Source organism: Flavobacterium sp. HBTb2-11-1, from assembly GCF_009826975.1.
Taxonomy (GTDB): Bacteria; Bacteroidota; Bacteroidia; order Flavobacteriales; family Flavobacteriaceae; genus Flavobacterium.
This window is the reverse complement of record NZ_WUMO01000006.1, coordinates 195,335-215,568: the sequence shown is the minus strand read 5'-3', so window position 1 is coordinate 215,568 and position 20,234 is coordinate 195,335. Positions and strand designations below refer to the sequence as shown.

Genomic DNA, 20,234 nt, shown 5'->3' with positions numbered 1-20,234 from the left:
ATATCACCTTAACTTTTGACTTTCGACTAAAAAAAATCATTCCATAGAAAGTCTTGTCATAATCGGATAATGGTCTGAATTTTCGAAGTCAGAAAAGCTTTCAAATTGTTTTACTTTCATTTTATTATCTGTAAAAATATAATCAATTCTAGCAGGATAATATTTGAATTTATAGGTAGCTCCAAAACCTTCGCCAGCTTCTTCAAAAGCATCTTTTAATTTCCCTTTTATATTTCGGTACACATAAGAAAACGGACTATTATTCATATCTCCACAGATAATAATTGGGTAGTTGCATTTTTTAATATGCTCTTTAAAAATTTCTGCCTGCTCTTGCTGTTGCGTAAATCCTTTACTGATTCTAGCATAAATGCGTTGTGATTTTTTCTGATTCACATTATCAATATCATCCGAAATCTCGCTTACATCGGGAGAAATTTTAATAGATTGCAAATGCATATTGTAAACACGAATAATATCTTTTCCGCGCTTAATATCGGCATAAACTACATTGTTATCTGACTTTGGAAAAATGATATTTCCTTCGTCAATAATAGGAAACTTAGAAAAAATAGCCTGACCGGTCTTGATTTTTTTGCCATCGATAAAAATATAACGGTGCGGATACACCTTTAAATCCAAATGTGCCGAATTTGAATATTCCTGAATGCATAAAATATCAGGATCTTTTTCATCTATAAAAGCTTTAATATTTGACGGAATATCATCACGATCCAGCCATTTAAAAACATTAAAAAGACGAACGTTATAACTCATTACAGAAAAATCCTTTTCATCTTTCACATACTCTTTTCCAGAAAACTTATAAAATTTACTGATGAATGTAATTCCGGTCAGCAAAACCAAACCCGATAAAATAAGGCGTTTTTTAAACTGAATTCCCCAATAGATAAAGAACAATCCATTGGCCACAAAAAAAGCAGGCATAAACAAAGTAAGCACCGATAAAAGCGGAAAACTTTTAGGTGCTAAAAAAGGCAAAACATAGATGCTAAATGTAAGCACAGTCAGCACTATGTTCAAAAAGAACATTATTTTATTAAACCAAGAAAGGTTTTTCATATTTATCTCCTACAAGTTTATTTTCCAGCTTTAAATAAAAACTCTTTTTCTTCCTTTGTCAGACAATCGTATCCTGACTGGCTAATTTTGTCTAAAATTTCATCAATCTGCTGTTGCGTTTTATCTTTCGTAACAATTCTTGATGTCGTTTTTTCTGTAGGTCTTTTGTAATTTTTATGAACTTTTGTAAATGGGGTCGTAGGAGATTTTCTAAAAAGATCTGCAAAGAAATCTAAAGTTTTAGAAACAACGATACTTAAATCAGTACCGTTTTGAAGCAATTTAATATAAGCAAATCCGAAGAAAGCACCAGCAAGATGCGAAATATGTCCGCCCATATTCCCTAAACGGAACTGCATTAAATCTAAAATTAGAATAACAGCCGTAATATGCCAAAGTTTCACATTTCCGAATAGAAACAAACGAACATTCATTAAAGGAGAATAGGTCGTTGCGGCCACCAAAATAGCCATAATTGCCGCAGAAGCACCAACAATAGAGCCGCTGATATTAGAAAAATAAAAACTCAGTGCAAAAGCCACTCCTGCAAAAAGAGCGCTTAAAAGATACAATCCTAAATATTGTTTTTGAGTAAAATAAGTCAAAAACAAAGTGCTCGCAAAATTAAGCACCATCATATTGAACAACAGATGAAAAAATCCATCGTGAAAAAAAGCATAGGTTAAAAAAGTCCAAGGCTTAAACATAAAAACCTGAGGATCTGACGATAAAGCCAACCAACTTGGAAAAGCAAATTGACCTATTGAAAATTGATAGAAGAAGATAAGTGATACAATAAAACATGCTATATTCCAATACATAACACGCATAGCAATACCACCCAATCTATATTGTAATTTTAAATCGTCTAGAATATTCATAGAAACTCTTTTGTTTTAGAATTTGTACTTTAAAGTTAAAAATTAATTCCAACGGTTGTTATTAAACTGATTTTTTTTCCAGTACAACATCATTAAAAAACCAGCAATTGCACCGCCAACGTGAGCAAAATGCGCAATACCAGTTCCTCCGCTTCCAAATAAAGAACTTCCTTTAAAACCTAAAAATAAGTCAATTGCTAAAATTCCAGGCACAAAATATTTTGCTTTGATAGGAACAGGAATAAAGATCAATGCCAGCTGAGCATTTGGAAACATAAATGCAAAGGCAGTTAATAAACCGTAAATTGCTCCAGAAGCGCCCAAAACTGGCGACTGAACTATACCGCTAGCCTGTGCCAAAGCATTAAATTGTTCTTGCGTGCAATGTGCTTTATTTAAAATTGTAGCGATTTCTCCTTGTACCATTCGGCCACTGGCATCGAATAAAGAAGAATAATTTGCATTCAAAATCAAGTGTAATTCTGATTTAGATAAATTCAATTCAGAAACAGAACTTAAAAGAGATTGCAGCTGAAGGTAGTTTACTCCAGTATGAAGCAATGCCGCACCTAATCCGCAAGAAATGTAGAAAAACAAAAACTTTTTTCCTCCCCAGAAATGTTCCAACGCAGACCCGAAGCTGTATAAGGCAAACATATTAAATAAAATATGCGCAAAATTTGGCCATGGTGCATGCATAAACATGTGCGTAATGATTTGCCAAGCTCTGAAACTTTCGCTTTCTGGATAGAACAATGACAAATATTCATAAGAAACTGGCACTAATTGAGCACCAATAAAGAATATTATATTAATAATTAGCAGTTGTTTAACTACTGGCGTGATATTCATCATAAAGCAAACTTTTTATCTATATCTTCTACACGCATAGTGATGAAGGTAGGTTTTTGAAAAGGTGAAATATTTGGATCTTTACAGGCAAACAAACCATTTACCAAATTATCTTGTTCTTTTTCGGTCAAATAAGATCCTGTTTTAACCGCTAAACTTTTGGCCATCGACTTGGCAATTGTATCATTTTGACTGTAACTGTTTGCTGGAATTCCGTCTTGCAAGTCGCTCAATAATTGTTCTATTACCTGCGAAACTTCGCTTTCTGTAATATTTACAGGAATTCCGGAAATTACAATGTGATCTGTCTTACTTTCATCAAAAACAAATCCGGTAGTTTCCAAAGAAGGTTTCAATTCTTCGATCAACTTCATTTCTGAAGCCGAATAAAACAAATCTAAAGGAAAAAGCAATTGTTGGCTCGCCGCTTGATTGACAGTCATGTTCAGCAAAAACTGCTCATACAAAATTCGCTGATGTGCACGCTGTTGGTCAACAATAATCATTCCTGATTTTATTGGAGATACAATATATTTTTTATGAATTTGATACGTTTTCTGCGTTGCCTGTTCCACTTCTTCATCATCAAACAAAGAAGAGGTTACTTCTTCATTTTCAAATGTAAAAGGCGAACTTTCTATACTTTCAGGATTTTCGACATCCAAACCAACATACAAACTTTCCCAGCTTGCCGTTGGCTCAACTCTTTTAGAATAACCTGAATACGATGACCCAGAATATGACGATCCTGACGATGATGATGATGAACCTGAACTATATCCAGAAGATCCTGAGGCAGCTTTACTATAATGCTGATTGGTTTTATCATCAGTAAAAGGATTAAAAGTGCCATCAACCTGAATTGTCGGAATTTCTGCTTCTACATCTTTATAATGATATGGTGTATCTAAATTGGCATCTCGATCAAAATCTAAAACTGGAGCGACATTAAACTGTCCTAAACTGTGTTTGATGGACGCTCTTAAAATAGCATATAATGCTTGCTCGTCATCAAACTTAATTTCTGTTTTAGTCGGATGAATATTGATATCAATTGTGTTTGGCGGAACCTGTAGATACAAGAAATAACTAGGTTGAGAACCATCTTTCAGCAATCCGTCGTATGCAGACATAACCGCATGGTGTAGGTAACTGCTTTTTATAAATCGATCATTTACAAAAAAGAACTGTTCTCCTCTATTTTTCTTTGCAAACTCCGGTTTACAAACAAATCCTTGAATGCTTATAATATCAGTTTCTTCATTTACTGGAACCAACTTTTCATTTGTTTTACCAGACATGATACCCACAATTCTCTGGCGATATCCCGCTGCTGGAAGATTGTACATTTCGCTTCCGTTATGATAAAAGCTAAAATGAATATTTGGATGCGCCAGTGCCACACGCTGGAATTCATCCATGACGTGACGAAACTCAACTGTATCTGACTTTAAGAAATTACGGCGAGCAGGAATATTAAAAAACAAGTTTTTAACCGCAAACGAAGTTCCCTTTGGCAAAACGGCCACTTCCTGCGAAATAAATTTACTTCCTTCAATTATGATATGCGTTCCCAATTCGTCTTGATCTTGCTTGGTTTTCATTTCCATATGCGCAATCGCTGCAATAGAAGCCAAAGCTTCTCCACGGAAACCTTTTGTCCCAAGCGAAAACAAATCTTCTGCCTGACGGATTTTGGATGTTGCATGACGGGCAAAACACAAGCGTGCATCGGTAACGGTCATTCCGACTCCATTATCGATAACTTGCACCAGCGATTTACCGGCATCTTTTATAATTAATTTAATATCAGTTGCTTTGGCATCAACAGCATTTTCTAACAACTCTTTTACGACTGAAGCAGGTCTTTGAACCACTTCTCCGGCAGCAATTTGGTTAGCAACGTGATCAGGAAGCAATTGAATAATACTCGACATTAAGCAAAAATAGGTTTTAAAGTTAGATTAGGTTTTTACAAACCAAGAAGTACAAATTTAATGAATTTTGGTTGGCTTTTAGAATAAGAATAATCATAAAAAAAACAAAAAAACCTATACCGTTATTACACAGTATAGGTTTTAATATTTTTAAAACAAATGTGCTTTATTCGTTCTCAATTTTTTTCGGAGAATCTTCAATTTGAAGTGCTCCCGAAGTCAATAAAGGCTGATTGTAAGCATGAGCTATTGAAGCTTGCTGACGTATGTAAGCCATTTTTATGGCCGCGATTGCAGCTTCGGTTCCTTTGTTTCCGTGCACTCCTCCGCTTCTATCAATTGACTGTTGCATATTATTATCTGTTAAAACGCAGAAAATAACTGGAATATCAGTCTGAACATTCAAGTCTTTAATTCCTTGTGTAACACCTTCACAAACAAAATCAAAATGTTTTGTTTCTCCTTGAATTACGCATCCAATTACGATAACCGCATCAACATTTTGAGTCTGAAGCATTTTTTTTGCTCCGTAAATCAACTCAAAACTTCCTGGAACATTCCAACGGATAATTTGCTGAGCCGGAACATCGCAATCAACTAGAGCGTCAAAAGCACCATTATAAAGTCCTTCAGTTATAGTATCATTCCATTCAGAAACAACAATCCCAAACCGAAAGTCTTTCGCGTTTGGGATTGTGTTTTTATCGTATTCTGATAGATTTTTATTTTGAGTAGCCATCTTATATATTTTAGATTTTTTATTTTAGAATTTAGATTCTTAATTACAAATCTACAATCTAAAATCTAAAGTCTAAAATTTTTATTGCGCTAATCCGATCAAAGCATCAACAGACGCTGCTTCTGGAGTACTATCGTAATTATCTTTAATGTCATTAAAATATTTCAACGCATCCTCTTTCTGTCCTAAAGCTAAAGCCGTTTTTCCAGCTTTTAACAAGAAACGAGGCGTTGTAAAATCGTTTTTATTAGACTCAGCAGCTTTTACATAAAAATCTAAAGCTTCTTTTTGCTGATTTTTTTGAGAATAAGCATCTCCTGTAGCACCTTTTGCCAAAGCACTTAAGATTGCATCTTCTGATTTGAATTCACCTAAATATTTAATTGCCTCATCAAATTTGCCAGTGTTTAAGTAAGCGATACCAGCATAGTAATTTGCTAGGTTCCCTGCATCTGTTCCAGAATATTCTTCAGCGATTTTGACAAATCCGAATTTACCTTCTGAACCGTTTAATGATAATTTGAATAATGAATCGCTAGAAACACCATTTACAGCTTTTTCAAAGTTTTGCTGCGCAACAAACATTTCACTTGCAGCTTCTTCTTGCTTAGGAGTTGCAATAAATTTTTGATAAGCCAAATATCCAATTGTAGCAACTGCAATACCAGCAACTAAACCAATAATGATTTTTTGATTTTTAGCCACCCAATCCTCAGTTTTTGAAGCAGTTTCATCTAATTTTGAGAAAACTCCAGCTGTAGTACTGTCTTTTTCGTCAATAATTACTTGTTGCTCTTCAGTAACCACCTCTTTTACTTCCTTTTCTTTTGGTGTCTTATATCCTCTTTTATTGTAAGTTGCCATTTAAAATTTATTTAGTGAACGGCAAAAATAAAATTTTTCTTGAAACTGAGGTAAAAAATTTCAATTTTATCACTATTTTAAAAAAAATATTTTCCTTATTCGCTTATCCTTTCGCGGAAGCGGCAAAATAAATCTGTCCACAAAAGCGCCAAAGCCAATTATATCAATAATTTTCGGTAATTTGCAGCCTCAAATTTTTACTGTTCAAAAAGGGTAAATTTTACACGTGGAAGTCCCGAAAAAATGCATTTAAACAAAATCTCATTATTTAATTATAAAAACTTTTCAGAAGCAAGTTTTGATTTTGACATCAAAATCAACTGTTTTGTTGGAAAAAATGGCATTGGAAAAACCAATGTGCTCGATGCTATTTATCATTTGGCTTACGGAAAAAGTTATTTTAATCCGTTGGCGGTTCAAAATATCAAACACGGCGAAGAATTTTTTGTTATTGATGCCGAACTGGATAAGAACGAAAGAACCGAACAGATTGTCTGCAGTTTAAAAAAAGGGCAGAAAAAGGTTTTAAAACGAAATGGAAAACCTTACGATAAATTTTCAGATCATATCGGGTTTATTCCGCTAGTAATTATTTCGCCAGCAGATCGTGATTTAATTATTGAAGGAAGCGAAACGCGCCGCAAATTTATGGACAGTGTGATTTCGCAGTTGGATGCCACATATCTCCACGAATTAATACAATATCAAAAAGTAATTACACAGCGAAATGCCCTTTTAAAGTATTTTGCCCTGAATCATGTTTTTGATAACGATACCTTATCTATATATAATGAGCAATTGCAAGGTTACGGAAAATCGATTTTTGAAAAGCGAAAAGATTTTCTTGAACAATTTATACCTATATTTAATAAACACCATCAGGTAATAACGGGATCTGAGGAAAGTGTACAACTGGTTTATGAAAGCCATTTATTTGAAAAAGATCTTTTAACGCTTTTACAGGAAAATATAAATAAAGACCGTGCACTTCAATACACAAGTGTAGGAATTCATAAAGATGATTTGTCTTTTGAAATCGACTCACATCCGATAAAAAAATTCGGATCGCAAGGACAACAGAAATCTTTTCTAATTGCTTTGAAATTGGCTCAGTTTGAATTTCTAAAAAAACAAAGCGGCGTAAAACCCATTCTTTTGTTTGATGATATTTTTGACAAACTGGACGAAACCCGCGTTGCCAAAATCGTTGAAATGGTAAACAGCGAAACGTTTGGACAGCTTTTTATTTCAGACACACATCCCGAAAGAACCGAAGCAATTGTAAAATCCACACATCAGACATATAAGATATTCAATTTGTGACTTGTGAAATTTGGTATAATTTGTATCAGTTTTTAGAAGTAATCACAAAATAGAAATCAGTAAATTTGCCTGAGTAAAAAACTTAAAAACAACTGCAATAAAATATAAAGGACCATGCTAACGAAAGAATCATTGCAATTTTTAGACGATTTAAAAAAGAACAATAACAGAGAATGGTTTCAAGACAATAAAAAACGATACGAAGTTTTTAAGAAAGACTACCATCAGTTGGTTAGTGATTTTCTAGATATAATGAAACCACTTGATCCGTCGTTGGAACTTCTTGAGATAAAAGACTGCACTTTTAGAATCAATCGTGACATACGATTTTCTAAAGACAAATCTCCTTACAAATCTCATTTGGGCGTTTGGATGTCAGCAGGAGCAAAAGGTGCAAATCGTTCTGGCTATTACGTTCATATTGAAAAAGGAGGAAGTTTTATTGCAGGCGGATTTTATTCTCCTGATGCAGAAGAACTAAAGAAAGTCCGTAAAGAAATCGCTTTTTTCTATGATGATTTACAGGAAATCTTAAATGATAAAAACTTTAAAAAAGAATTTGGAAGTTTGGACGTAAACGAAAACAATTCATTAAAAAGCATGCCACGCGGTTACGAAAAAGACCATCCTGCAATTGAGTTTTTAAAATTAAAAAGTTTTACAGCAAGCCAAACCTACGATATTTCTGAGGTTACAAAAAAGGATTTTGTAAAAAAAATGAGCGAAAAACTCATTGCTTTAAAACCGCTAAACGATTTTATAAATCGCGCTTTAGATACTGAAGAATTTTAGACAAAAAAAAATCGCCACGAATTCACGAATTATTCAAAATTAATTCGTGAATTCGTGGCGAAAAAACTTTTATAATGCAAAGGAAAATACTTTTTCTTGGAGAATCTTATCGCGCTGATGCCATCACTTGGATGAAAGGCCTTAAAGAATTTGGCGATTTTGAAATCATTACTTGGGAACTTCAAACATCAAACAATCGCAGATCTAAACGCATTTTAGAATATTTCTTCGCTCCAATTTCTATTCGAAAAATAATTAAAAAAGAAAAGCCAGACATGGTAATTGCAGAAAGAACTACCAGTTATGGTTTTCTTGCAGCATTATCTGGATCCAAAACCATTGCGATCGCACAACAAGGCCGAACTGATTTATGGCCGGAAGAGTCTAAATTATATCCTTTTAAAAAATTCATTCAGAAATATGCTTTCAAAAAAGCGCATTTAATTCATGCTTGGGGTCCTGTAATGGCAATTCACATGAAAGCAACTGGAGTTGACATGAACAAAGTTTTGGTTCTCCCAAAAGGAATTGACCTATCACTTTTTACACCTTCAACCAATAATTCAAATAAAATTGAAGCGATTGTTACACGTTCGCTACAGCCAGAATACCGACATGATTTCATTTTAAAAGCTTTCGGAATTTTAAACCAAAAAGGAATTGATTTTTCTTTGACCATTGTTGGCGACGGAAACAGATTGCAATTTTTAAAAGATCTTGCAAAAGAACTCCAAATAGAAAACAAAGTAATTTTTACAGGAAGAATCCCGAATACAGAACTTCCAAAATTACTGCAGCATTCTAATATTTACATTAGTATGCCAACCACCGAAGGCGTTTCTGCCTCTTTATTTGAAGCAATGGCTTGCAATTGTTATCCTATTGTTTCTGATATTCCCGGAAATCAAAGCTGGATTACGCATCGAGAAAACGGGCAATTGATTGAAGTTGACAATATCGAAATGCTGGCCAATGAGTTAATTTGGTCTTTTGAAAATGCTGAATTACGAAACGAGACGATTATTCGAAATAGAAAATTTGTGGAAGAAAATGCGAATTACGATATTAATATGATGATTATTTCAAAGAAATATCATGAGTTGTTGAATTCTATAAATATTTAACCGCAAAGTTCGCAAGAGTTTACGCTATGAACGTGAAGCTTGGGTCTTTGCAATAAAAATTATTGGGGATAAACCATAGAAAGCTTTTCAGCATCCTTCAAAACCTTATTATTTGGAATCAATCGAATTGTTTCTCCTTCTTTATTAATGTAAAAAAAACCTAAATCTCTAATAATATCTTCTTTATTTAGATTTTTCATCTTGCAAGTTAAACCAATAAAATGAGCATCTTTTACAATCAATTGTATATGATCACTATCAACTTGCTTATAAGTTCCAGAAGTTAAAACGAAGCAATCATTAAGACATTTCACTGGCGCATCACAAAAAAATGTGCCATCTTGCTTGAATGTTACACTTCGTCCATTATTCTGTTGTTTGTCTTTTACTAAAGAATATTCAAGAACATCAGAATACCCAATTATATCTCTAGTCTCCCATTTCCCAACAATATCTGATTGAGCAAAAGAAGACACTGAAATAAACAGACCTAAAAAGAGTAAAATCTTATTCTTAAGAAAAAAAAGCTTCATAATTATAATATTACAATTCTTTCAAATTTACAAAAGAAATTGATTTAGTTTTCGAAACCTGATATTTATTTAAAACCCCTTCCGAATAAATTATAATCCTTACTTTTGACTCAGATTAAAAAGCCTTTTATTTATGGAAATCCAATCCAATTTTTCTTTAAAAAAATATAACACTTTCGGCATTGAAGCTAGTGCTAAACAATTTGTTGCCGTTCATTCTATTACTGAATTGAAAACCATTTTGTCAGCAAACAAAAACGAGAAAAAATTCATTCTTGGCGGCGGAAGCAATATGCTTTTAACCAAAGATATTGACGCATTGGTTATTCATATTGATTTAAAAGGCAAAAAAATCAAAAAAGAAGACGACGATTTTGTTTGGGTTGAAAGTCAGGCAGGCGAAACTTGGCACGATTTCGTTCTTTGGACCATCGACAACAATTTTGGCGGATTAGAAAATATGTCTCTGATTCCTGGAAATGTTGGTACAACTCCAGTTCAAAATATCGGTGCTTATGGAACCGAAATTAAAGACACTTTTGTTTCTTGCGAAGCGATGAATATTGCAACTCAGGAAATGAAAACTTTCAATAACGCTGAATGCAACTTTGGCTATCGCGAAAGCATCTTCAAAAATGAAGTAAAAGACCAATATATTATTACTTCGGTTATTTTTAAACTGACTAAACGCAATCATAAAATTAATACGTCTTACGGAGATATTTTAGCTGAATTGGCTAAAAACAATATTACTGAACCCACTTTAAAAGATGTGAGTAATGCTGTAATTGCCATAAGACAAAGCAAACTTCCAGATCCAAAAGAATTAGGAAATAGCGGAAGCTTCTTCAAAAATCCGATTTTATTGAAATCTGATTTTGAGAAAATCCATCAGAAATTCCCAGAAATGAAATTCTACGAAGTTTCAGAAACCGAAGTAAAAGTTCCAGCGGGATGGCTGATTGAACAAGCAGGTTTTAAAGGAAAGCGTTTTGGCGATGCGGGAGTTCACAAAAATCAAGCTTTAGTTTTGGTAAATTACGGAAACGCAACAGGACAGGAAATTTTAGCTGTTTCGAAAGAAGTTCAGAAAACTGTTTTTGAAAAATTCGGCATTCAGATTGAAGCGGAAGTAAATGTGATTTAAAACACAAATTTCACTAATTGTCACGAATTTAACCTATTGTCAGCTGAGCGGAGTCGAAGTCTTTGCTATAAAGCATTTCGACTCCGCTCAATGTGACAAATTGTATAAACAACAAGATCATGTATACACCAGATTTATACAAAAACGAAAATCAGGAAGAAATAAGAGCTTTTTTGAAAGAAAACAGTTTTGGAATCCTGATTAATCAGACTAACGGAAAATTATGTGCAACACATATTCCGATTGAATTGGAATTGAATGCTGATGGAAAAGAGATTCTTCAAGGTCATATTTCAAAACTAAATCCGCAAGCTGAAGGTTTTAGAGAAAATGATCAAGTTTTGGCTGTATTTACGGGTCCGCATAGTTATATTTCTTCTTCTTGGTATGATCACGAAAATGTTCCGACTTGGAATTATATAGCCGTACATGTTTACGGAAGAATCAAAATTGTAGATTATGAAACTTCGGTAGGGCAATTGAAAAAACTTGTAGACAAATACGAAGCTAATTCTGAAAACCCTATTAGAGTTGAAGATTTGTCTGAAAAAACAATGCGCGAAGCAAGAGGAATCTTTGGTTTTGAAATCGAAATTGAAGAAATTCAAGCTACAAAAAAACTCTCCCAAAATCGTGACGATCACAATTATAAAAACATAATTTCGGAATTAGAAAAAACCGAAAACCCTCAGTCTATTGCTGTTGCAAAAGAAATGTCAAAATGCCGAAAGTAAATCGGCTTTGGCTATTGAATTTAGCGAATTGATAAGTACATTTGCAGTCGCAGAACGTGAAATTAATAGAACCTAATAAATCAGATGCTTATATACATATTTTACTTTTTTATTGCTATTGTCGTAGTTCAATTATTTTATTATTTAGGAGTTTTTGGCAAATTTGCTTTTGCCAAACCACAGCATGTGAAACCTAAAAATCTTCCGGTTTCTGTAATTGTATGTGCTAAAAATGAGGAAGAGAATGTAAAAAAATACGTTCCGCTTTTGGCACAGCAAGATTATCCAGATTTTGAAATTGTATTAATTGACGACGCATCTAGCGATGAAACTCTTGAAGTTTTTGAAGAATTTGAAAAAGAATTCTCTAATATCCGTCTAGTAAAAGTTGAAAACAATGAAGCTTTTTGGGGAAATAAAAAATACGCTTTAACGCTTGGGATAAAAGCGGCAAAGAAAGATTATTTACTTTTTACAGATGCAGATTGTTTTCCAAACTCTAAAGATTGGATCACTTCTATGACTTCGCAGTTTACGATGAACAAAACAATCGTTTTAGGTTACGGAGGTTATGAAAAAGTAGAGCGTTCGTTTTTAAACAAAATTATTCGTTTTGAAACTGTTCTAACAGCAATTCAATATTTTTCATGGGCAAAAATAGGGCTTCCTTATATGGGAGTCGGAAGAAATCTTGCCTATAAAAAAGAAGAGTTTTTTAATGTAAATGGTTTTATCGATCATATTCAGATTCGCTCTGGCGATGATGATTTATTCATTAATCAGGCAGCAAATAAAACTAACACTACGATTTCTTATACACCTGAAAGTTTTACCTATTCAGAACCTAAGAAAACCTATAAAGAATGGTTTACTCAGAAAAGAAGGCATATTTCTACTGCAGAACATTACAAGTTTTTTGATAAAATGCAGTTAGGATTATTCTTCCTCTCACAATTATTTTTCTTTATTTTAGTTATTACACTGTTAGCATTTCAATTCCAATGGATCGCCGTACTAGCAATTTTAGCTACACGCTATACTATTGTATGGACAGTCGTTGGATGTTCAGCAGGAAAATTAAAAGAAAAAGATATTAAAATTTGGTTTCCGGTTGTTGAGATAGCGCTTATATTAACGCAAATTAATATCTTTATAACTAATATCTTTTCAAAACCGGTATATTGGAAATAAATTCTAAAATAGAAAAAGCAAAAAAAGGCGATCAGATCGCCTTTACTTTTTTATTAGATCATTATTGGAATGAGGTATATTCGTTTATGCTCAAACGTACCGAAAATGAAACCACCGCAGAAGATATTACGATAGAAACTTTCTCCAAAGCTTTTGACAAAATTGCGTCTTATAATCCAGAATTTAAATTTAATACCTGGCTTATCGCAATTGCAAAAAACGTCTATATTGATTTGCTGCGAAAAAAGAAAACCAATCTTTTTATAGAAATCACAGACAACGAAGACCAACAGGCATACAATATTGCCGACCCTACTCCATCTGCAGAAGACGCATTAATTAAAGAACAGAATCTTTCCCGTCTGCTCTTATGCATCAAAGAACTCAAACCGCACTATCAAGAAGTAATTCAGCTTCGTTATTTTCAAGAAATGTCTTATCAGGAAATTGCTGCTAAGATTGATGAACCATTAAGCAGTGTTAAGGTAAAACTTTTACGCGCTAAAAAATTATTGGCTGAAATTATCGAACGTAATAGATAATTTATTATCTTTAATCAAAGAATAAATTATTCTCATATTTATTCTTAAAATAAAAACATTTCTACAACATTAAAACTACAACTTTTCGTTGCTAGCTCAAACCTAAACCTTTTCTGCGTATGATTTAAAGTTACTTAACCTTAAAACCCAAAAATTATGTCTAAATTAAGCATTTATGAAAACAAGTGGACCGATCTTGTTTTCGAGAACAAAAACAAAGAATACGGCGCGTACCAATTACGCCAGGAGAACTCCAAAAATTCTGTTACAGCTCTCTTTATGGGTTTATTGTTATTAACGGCTTTAGGGAGTGCATCTGCACTTATTAGCAAATTTAATTCTTCAGTAGTTCCAACTGAACCAGAACCAATGATTTACGACCCGATAACGCCCGTAAACATTGATCCTACTGTTGTGCCACCGCCGCCAGCACCACCTGCACCAATTGTAGAACAAACTGCAGTAAGTCAAACAGATGCGGTTCAATTAACCAATCCTATTGTTACAAGGACTCAAGACGCTGTACAGGAAATTGCGTCTAATACAGAAAATGTACCAGTTGTTGAAAACACTACCGGAACAGGAACTGCTGTAAATGTAATGCCAACAACGGGAAGCGGAGGAGGAAATGGTGACGCTGCTTCAGTTGCACCACCAAGCAATGAACCTGTTTCAACAGCTATATTGGATAAACTTCCTGAATTTCCGGGCGGAATTGCTCAGTTCTACAAGTATGTTGGAAACAATTTCCGCAGACCAGAACTTGACGTAGAAAAAACACTAAGAGTGTATGTTTCTTTTGTGGTTGAAAAAGATGGATCACTTACAGACATTATTGTAAAGAATGATCCTGGTTATGGAATGGGGAAAGAAGCCATTAGAGTTTTAAAATCATTAAAAACAAAATGGGCTCCTGGAATTCTAGACGGAAAACCAGTTAGAACTGCATACAATCTTCCTATCACAATAAAAACAGAAGTCGAATAATATAAATATTTTGAAAAGTGAGAAAAGCAGAACTTAGGTTCTGCTTTTTTGTTACATTTAATTCCTAAATCAAAACTAAAACCAACATAATGCCTTTCACTTTTTCGCATCCTGCAATAATTCTTCCTTTGAGATATTTACCAAAGTCGTGGTTCTCTATAACTGCTTTAACAATTGGAAGCTTAACACCAGATTTTGAATATTTTCTGCGAATGAAAGTCAAAAGCGATTACAGTCACACTTTAGACGGTATTTTTTGGTTCGATTTACCTCTTGCTCTTTTATTGACTTTTCTTTTCACAATCTTACTAGAAATCTATTATTTCAAAATCTTCCTTCATTTATCAGAAGTCGAATTTTGATTTTTACAGATTTCAACTGGAATGTTTATTTTAAAAGAAATTGGCTTATCATATTAATGTCTTTGCTTATCGGAATATTTTCTCATATTTTGTGGGATGCCTTTACGCATAAACGCGGCTATTTTGTCAATCAAATTGTTGCTTTACAAAATACAACAGCAATCTTCGGAACAGAAATTCCGCTGTGGAAAACAACACAGCATTTAAGCACAGCTATTGGAGCTATAATCATATTAATAGCTTTCTTTAAACTTCCGATAAATTTTACTTCTCCAATTCCGATTAACAAATTCTATTGGGTTTCTGTAATTTTATTTACAACTGCAATTTTATTGATGAGATTTATAATAAATCCAAAAGCTTTAAACATTGGAAATTTAATTGTGACTTTTATAGCATCTCTTTTAATTTCAATAACAATAGTCCCATTAATAATTAAATTCAAGTCAGCCCAAAAAAAATAACAAAATCCACTACATTTACTCCTTCAAAACGGAAATCATTTTAACTAAATTAAAACAGAGTAATGGGAATATTTTCAGCTATTCTTGGCAATGCAGGTTCTGTAAGTCAAGAAGATTTAATTAAAAAATACGGGCAGCTTTTAACAGCAAATGAAGAAATCGAAATGGGTTTTAAACTTATTCGCGACACTTTCATTTTTACGAACAAAAGATTAATCTTAGTAGATGTGCAAGGAATTACGGGAAGTAAAACTGAATACAAATCTATTGCTTACAAAAACATCACAAGATTCAGTGTTGAAACTGCAGGAACATTTGATCTAGATGCAGAATTAAAAATCTGGATTTCTAGCGAACAGCAGCCAAGCATTGTAAAACAATTCAATAAATCGGTTAATGTTTATGAAGTGCAAAAGGTTCTTGCCTTTCACGTACTAGGATAAAAAAACAAACCCAGCAATTTTTATTTGCTGGGTTTTATTTTTAAGAAACAACTCTTACTTCTTTTTTGTCGTAGTTGTTTTCTTTGTGGTTGTCTTTTTAGCAACTGGAGCTGTATTTACAATTTTTTGCTGTACATACGGTTTGTACAAACCATCTTTTTCTGCTCTTTTCTTAGCATCATCAGCTCTTTTCTTAGAATCTGGATGCGAACTCATCATTTGGTCAATAAATGAAGCTTCAGATCCTTCACTCATTTTCGCTAAAATTCTAAACGCAGATTCTTCAGCATTTACGTTATAACCGTTTTTCTTCATGAAGTTGTAAGCAAATAAATCTGCTTCCGATTCTTGTTTACGGCTGTATTTGCTGTCAATAATTGCGCTCCCTATTTTTCCAAGCTGGCTGTCAGTAACCGTTGCCACTGTTGCCGACTGAGAAGCGGCACCATCCATTAATGCCTCTTTTTGGTAAGCTGCACGAATTGCATCTCTAGAATCATTATTAGCAACGTGTCCAATTTCATGTCCGATTACAGCAATTAATTCATTATCGTCCATGATATCCATTAATCCTGAATACACACGAACACTCCCGTCTGCAGTTGCAAAAGCATTTACTTCTTTTAGCTTATATACTTTATAGTTTAAAGTAAATCCTTCGCCAGAAGTATGTTTTCCAAAAACGCGATTCAACCTTAAAGTATATCCATCAGTTGGTCCAGCAATTTCATGCTCTGCATCCAATTTATCGACAGCTTCTTTAGATAATTTTGCCGCATCGGCATTACTAAAAGTAAAACCAGTAACTCCTTTCTGAACTGCCCCAATTGCTTTATCTCCAAAATTAATCTGTGCAGTCATTTTAGTTAAACCAAATGCTGTAAATAAAAGTCCTACTATTATAAATTTCTTTTTCATATTTATTATAATTACAATTTAACAACAAATGTAGCATAACAAAATGCTATTTTAAATTCACACAAAACTTGTTTTTCAACAAATAAAGATATAACATTTTTATGAGCTGATAATCAACCACAACCGATTTTGATTCTATACTAAAAAAGAAAAAACCGGCAAATTATTAGATTTACTGGTTTTGTATTATGTATCGCTTATTTCTTCTTTGCCGTACTTGTTTTCTTTGTCGTTGTTGTTGTTTTCTTCGCTGCTGTTACAGGAGCCGTATTTACAATTTTCTGTTGCTCATACTCATGATACAATCCATCTTTTGTTGCTCTTTTTTTGGCCGCGTCAGCTCTTTTTCCAGAATCAGGATGAGAACTCATCATCTTAGTCATAAAAGATGCCTCCGCTCCTTCGCTTAAATTTTGAAGAATTCGAAAAGCAGATTCTACTGCATTCACATCATAACCATTTCTTTTCATGAAATCATAAGAGAAATTATCTGCCTCAGATTCTTGTTTACGGCTGTGCTTACTATCAACCATGGCACTTCCTAATTGTCCCAATTGAGATTTGGTAAGAGTTTCTACTTTTCCTGATTGTGACGAAGCCGCATCCAATAAAGCTTCTTTTTTATAAGCTGCTTTTATGGCGTCTCTAGTATCATGATTAACAACATGTCCGATTTCGTGACCAATAACAGCAAGCAGTTGGTTATCATCCATAATATCCATTAAACCTGCAAACACGCGAACACTTCCGTCTGCACAAGCAAAAGCATTAATATCTTTCACTAAATACACTTTATAATTTAAAGTAATTCCTTCGCTTGTAGTATGTTTTCCAAATAAACGGTCTAAACGAATTGAATATCCATTTTTCGGATCTGCAACGGGATTGTTTGCATCCAATTCTGCTATAGATTGTTTTGCTAAAGCCGCGGCGTCTGCATCACTAAAAGTAAATCCTGAAACGCCTTTTCCTAAAGCTCCCATAGTTTTATCTGAAAGTATTTGCGCATTTGTTTTGGTAAGGCTTAAAATTGCAAATAAAGCTCCTAATACAATAATTCTCTTTTTCATGGTTTTAAAACTGTTAAATTAACAGCAAAATTAGTATTGCATGAATTTTACGAGATCTCGAGAAGCCAAATTTGTAATAGATTAAGACCGAACTTTTATATTCCACAAAAACCAAACGAAACATCAAAATATCAGACAGAAATCAAAAAAAGCAACCTCAAAATATGCTTACAACAATTTATTAACATTTGTTTTCAGTTATCCTCAATATCTTCTACAAATATGATATGTAAAGGAAAAGCAAATAAACGTCTCAAAATAAACTACATTCCGTATCTTTGTACTTTGAACATTGATATATGGAAACAGTCGCTGAAAATACACAAACCACAAAACCAAAGTGGTTAAAAGTAAAATTACCTATCGGACAAAAATATACTGAACTTAGAGGTTTAGTTGATAAATATAGTTTAAATACCATTTGTACTTCTGGAAGCTGCCCAAATATGGGAGAATGCTGGGGTGAAGGAACAGCGACTTTTATGATTTTAGGAAATGTCTGCACGCGTTCTTGCGGTTTCTGCGGGGTAAAAACCGGAAGACCTGAAACGGTAGATTGGGACGAACCTGAAAAAGTAGCACGTTCTATTAAAATTATGAACATTAAACATGCTGTAATTACTAGCGTTGACAGAGATGATTTGAAAGATGGAGGTTCTATCATCTGGATGGAAACCGTTAGAGCAATCCGCAGAATGAATCCTCAAACTACGCTTGAAACTTTAATCCCAGATTTTCAAGGAATTGAAAGAAACATAGACCGTATTGTAGAAGCAAACCCTGAAGTGGTTTCTCATAACATGGAAACAGTACGACGTTTAACTCGCGAAGTTCGTATTCAGGCAAAATATGACAGAAGTTTAGAAGTGCTTCGTTATCTGAAAGAAAAAGGAATCAACAGAACAAAATCTGGAATTATGCTTGGTCTTGGAGAAACTGAAGAAGAAGTCTTCCAGACGATGAGAGATTTAAAAAATGCAAATGTTGATGTGGTAACCATTGGACAGTATTTACAGCCAAGTAAAAAACATCTTCCTGTAAAAGAATTTATTACGCCTGAACAATTTGCCAGATATGAACAATTTGGTCTTGAATTAGGTTTCAGACATGTCGAAAGCGGCCCTCTTGTTCGTTCTTCATACAAAGCACAAAAACATATTTTATAAAAAAAGTTAAATCGTTTAATCGTTTAATTGTAAAATCGATTAAACGATTAAACAGTTAAACGAATAAACAAAAAATTGAAAACAAGAATTGCTATTAATGGATTTGGAAGAATTGGGAGAAATTTATTCCGATTGCTTTTAAATAACCCTGAAATTGAAGTCGTTGCTATAAATGACATTGCTGACAACAAAACCATGTCGCATTTAATTAAATATGACAGTATTCATGGAGTTTTGCCTTATGAAGTAAGTCATGACGAAAATAGCATTATTGTAGACGGAAGGCATTTTTTCTTTTTTCACGAAAAAAGCATTTCAAATTTAGATTGGAAATCGCACTCGATTGATATTGTTATCGAATCGACTGGAAAGTATAAAACGCATGAAGAACTAAATGCGCATCTTGAAGCTGGAGCAAAAAAAGTGATTCTTTCTGCTCCATCAGAAGTGGATACTATAAAAACCGTAGTTCTTGGAGTAAACGAACATATTTTGGATGGAAGCGAAAATATAGTTTCAAATGCAAGCTGCACTACAAACAATGCTGCTCCAATGATTAAAATCATTGAAGAATTGTGCGGAATTGAGCAAGCTTACATTACCACTATACACTCTTTCACGACAGATCAAAGCCTTCACGACCAGCCACATAAGGATTTACGCCGTGCGAGAGGTGCTAGCCAATCGATTGTTCCAACAACTACAGGTGCAGCTAAGGCATTAACAAAAATTTTTCCTAAATTGCATAATAAAATGGGTGGCTGCGGTATTAGGGTCCCAGTTCCAGATGGTTCATTAACAGACATAACCTTCAATGTAAAACGCGCTGTTAGCATTGAAGAAATAAATAAAGCATTTAAACAAGCCTCAAAAACAAATTTAAAAGGAATATTAGATTACACCGAAGACCCAATTGTTTCGGTTGATGTAATTGGCAACACACATTCTTGTTTATTTGATGCTCAGCTAACTTCGGTTATCGACAAAATGGTAAAAGTTGTAGGCTGGTACGATAATGAGATTGGCTATTCATCAAGATTGATTGATTTAATTTTACTGATAAGAAAATAATAAGATTCATT

The 20,234-nt window shown here is 33.7% G+C and carries 20 protein-coding genes and 1 pseudogene; 12 read left to right on the top strand and 9 right to left on the bottom strand.

The features are described from left to right. Positions 1 to 36 precede the first annotated feature (36 nt). The 6 genes from GR162_RS15030 to GR162_RS15005 all read right to left on the bottom strand — a co-directional run bounded on the left by GR162_RS15030 (position 37) and on the right by GR162_RS15005 (position 6,356). Complete coding sequence (locus GR162_RS15030; protein WP_160782818.1) at positions 37 to 1,083, bottom strand: endonuclease/exonuclease/phosphatase family protein; 1,047 nt, start codon at positions 1,081 to 1,083, stop codon at positions 37 to 39. Between the two features lie 17 nt (positions 1,084 to 1,100). Then, a complete protein-coding gene (locus tag GR162_RS15025) occupies positions 1,101 to 1,964 on the bottom strand; it encodes a rhomboid family intramembrane serine protease (protein WP_160782817.1) in 864 nt (287 codons plus the stop codon). Between the two features lie 42 nt (positions 1,965 to 2,006). Next, the gene (locus GR162_RS15020) at positions 2,007 to 2,819 is read right to left on the bottom strand and encodes a rhomboid family intramembrane serine protease (RefSeq protein WP_083219832.1); all 813 of its coding nucleotides are present in this window, start codon (positions 2,817 to 2,819) and stop codon (positions 2,007 to 2,009) included. Further along, on the bottom strand, positions 2,816 to 4,753 hold the full coding sequence (mutL, locus tag GR162_RS15015) for a DNA mismatch repair endonuclease MutL (protein WP_119792894.1): 1,938 nt from the start codon (positions 4,751 to 4,753) through the stop codon (positions 2,816 to 2,818). The genes GR162_RS15020 and mutL overlap by 4 nt, the downstream gene beginning before the upstream one ends. A gap of 166 nt (positions 4,754 to 4,919) precedes the next feature. Then, positions 4,920 to 5,492, bottom strand: coding sequence for a 6,7-dimethyl-8-ribityllumazine synthase (ribH, locus tag GR162_RS15010; RefSeq protein ID WP_008464553.1), 573 nt, complete (start codon positions 5,490 to 5,492; stop codon positions 4,920 to 4,922). Positions 5,493 to 5,573: 81 nt separating this feature from the next. Then, entirely contained in the window at positions 5,574 to 6,356 is a 783-nt protein-coding gene (locus tag GR162_RS15005) for a tetratricopeptide repeat protein (protein ID WP_160782816.1), read from the bottom strand. Between the two features lie 243 nt (positions 6,357 to 6,599). On the opposite strand from GR162_RS15005, the gene GR162_RS15000 reads away from it, so the two are divergent. The 3 genes from GR162_RS15000 to GR162_RS14990 all read left to right on the top strand — a co-directional run bounded on the left by GR162_RS15000 (position 6,600) and on the right by GR162_RS14990 (position 9,595). Further along, positions 6,600 to 7,679, top strand: a complete 1,080-nt coding sequence (locus GR162_RS15000) for a DNA replication/repair protein RecF (protein ID WP_160782815.1) — start codon at positions 6,600 to 6,602, stop codon at positions 7,677 to 7,679. 114 nt (positions 7,680 to 7,793) lie between these two features. After that, positions 7,794 to 8,471, top strand: a complete 678-nt coding sequence (locus GR162_RS14995; protein ID WP_008464550.1) for a DUF2461 domain-containing protein — start codon at positions 7,794 to 7,796, stop codon at positions 8,469 to 8,471. Positions 8,472 to 8,545: 74 nt separating this feature from the next. Continuing rightward, positions 8,546 to 9,595 (top strand): glycosyltransferase, encoded by a 1,050-nt coding sequence (locus GR162_RS14990; protein ID WP_160782814.1) that lies wholly within the window; start codon positions 8,546 to 8,548, stop codon positions 9,593 to 9,595. 59 nt (positions 9,596 to 9,654) lie between these two features. Here GR162_RS14990 and GR162_RS14985 read toward each other — a convergent pair whose 3' ends face one another. Next, a complete protein-coding gene (locus tag GR162_RS14985; RefSeq protein ID WP_119792901.1) occupies positions 9,655 to 10,128 on the bottom strand; it encodes a hypothetical protein in 474 nt (157 codons plus the stop codon). A 133-nt stretch (positions 10,129 to 10,261) separates the two neighbouring features. On the opposite strand from GR162_RS14985, the gene murB reads away from it, so the two are divergent. From murB to GR162_RS14950, 7 genes and pseudogenes are all read left to right on the top strand, one after another. After that, entirely contained in the window at positions 10,262 to 11,275 is a 1,014-nt protein-coding gene (murB, locus tag GR162_RS14980; RefSeq protein ID WP_160782813.1) for a UDP-N-acetylmuramate dehydrogenase, read from the top strand. Positions 11,276 to 11,394: 119 nt separating this feature from the next. Next, a complete protein-coding gene (locus GR162_RS14975; protein WP_160782812.1) occupies positions 11,395 to 12,009 on the top strand; it encodes an FMN-binding negative transcriptional regulator in 615 nt (204 codons plus the stop codon). Positions 12,010 to 12,093: 84 nt separating this feature from the next. After that, the gene (locus GR162_RS14970; RefSeq protein ID WP_160782811.1) at positions 12,094 to 13,200 is read left to right on the top strand and encodes a glycosyltransferase; all 1,107 of its coding nucleotides are present in this window, start codon (positions 12,094 to 12,096) and stop codon (positions 13,198 to 13,200) included. After that, complete coding sequence (locus tag GR162_RS14965) at positions 13,191 to 13,742, top strand: RNA polymerase sigma factor (protein ID WP_160782810.1); 552 nt, start codon at positions 13,191 to 13,193, stop codon at positions 13,740 to 13,742. Before GR162_RS14970 ends, GR162_RS14965 begins: the two co-directional genes overlap by 10 nt. A gap of 156 nt (positions 13,743 to 13,898) precedes the next feature. Next, the gene (locus GR162_RS14960; protein ID WP_160782809.1) at positions 13,899 to 14,729 is read left to right on the top strand and encodes an energy transducer TonB; all 831 of its coding nucleotides are present in this window, start codon (positions 13,899 to 13,901) and stop codon (positions 14,727 to 14,729) included. A gap of 89 nt (positions 14,730 to 14,818) precedes the next feature. Next, positions 14,819 to 15,555 (top strand): annotated as a pseudogene (locus GR162_RS14955) (DUF4184 family protein). A 62-nt stretch (positions 15,556 to 15,617) separates the two neighbouring features. Beyond that, a complete protein-coding gene (locus GR162_RS14950) occupies positions 15,618 to 15,998 on the top strand; it encodes a PH domain-containing protein (RefSeq protein WP_160782808.1) in 381 nt (126 codons plus the stop codon). 54 nt (positions 15,999 to 16,052) lie between these two features. Here the strand turns inward: GR162_RS14950 and GR162_RS14945 are convergent, their stop codons facing one another. After that, positions 16,053 to 16,916, bottom strand: coding sequence for a M48 family metalloprotease (locus tag GR162_RS14945; protein ID WP_160782807.1), 864 nt, complete (start codon positions 16,914 to 16,916; stop codon positions 16,053 to 16,055). A gap of 197 nt (positions 16,917 to 17,113) precedes the next feature. Continuing rightward, the gene (locus GR162_RS14940) at positions 17,114 to 17,986 is read right to left on the bottom strand and encodes a M48 family metalloprotease (RefSeq protein WP_160782806.1); all 873 of its coding nucleotides are present in this window, start codon (positions 17,984 to 17,986) and stop codon (positions 17,114 to 17,116) included. A gap of 299 nt (positions 17,987 to 18,285) precedes the next feature. On the opposite strand from GR162_RS14940, the gene lipA reads away from it, so the two are divergent. Further along, positions 18,286 to 19,152 (top strand): lipoyl synthase, encoded by an 867-nt coding sequence (gene lipA, locus GR162_RS14935; RefSeq protein WP_008464530.1) that lies wholly within the window; start codon positions 18,286 to 18,288, stop codon positions 19,150 to 19,152. A gap of 75 nt (positions 19,153 to 19,227) precedes the next feature. Further along, on the top strand, positions 19,228 to 20,223 hold the full coding sequence (gap, locus tag GR162_RS14930; protein WP_160782805.1) for a type I glyceraldehyde-3-phosphate dehydrogenase: 996 nt from the start codon (positions 19,228 to 19,230) through the stop codon (positions 20,221 to 20,223). Positions 20,224 to 20,234 lie beyond the last annotated feature (11 nt).